Genomic DNA, 396 nt, shown 5'->3' on the forward strand with positions numbered 1-396 from the left:
CTGTGCCTGCTGGTTTGGTGCTGATGATTTCTTTGGTGCGATTGGCGACGCCATCTAAGGTGTAGGCTGTGGTGACAGTTTGGTTGACGTCGATGACCTCGGTTTGGGTCAGGCGGTCGGCTTTGTCATAGCTGTAGTTGGTGACTTGGGCGGCGGCGTTGCGGTTGATGGTTTCTTTGGTACGATTGCCGTTTTGGTCGAACACGTAGTCGGTGCGCGCATGGATGATGTTGCCTTTGGCGTGTGTCACTTGTTGCATGCGCAGCGCGGCGTCGTAGCGCATGTTGCTACTGGTGCCGTTGCTGTACGTGATCTGGGTGTTGAGTCCGGTTTTGTCGTAGGTGTAGCTGGCACTTTTGCTGGCTACAAGAACTCAAATTGTTAAAGGTCAAAGGA

General features: G+C 53.5%; 1 protein-coding gene. It reads right to left on the reverse strand.

The annotated features are described in order from the left end of the window. On the reverse strand, positions 1 to 283 hold a 283-nt coding region (locus H8K55_RS21640), incomplete at its 3' end, for a hypothetical protein (RefSeq protein ID WP_222612573.1). Between the last annotated feature and the right edge of the window lie 113 nt (positions 284 to 396).

Source organism: Affinundibacterium flavidum (assembly GCF_014284175.1).
GTDB classification, from domain to species: domain Bacteria; phylum Pseudomonadota; class Gammaproteobacteria; order Burkholderiales; family Burkholderiaceae_D; genus Undibacterium; species Undibacterium flavidum.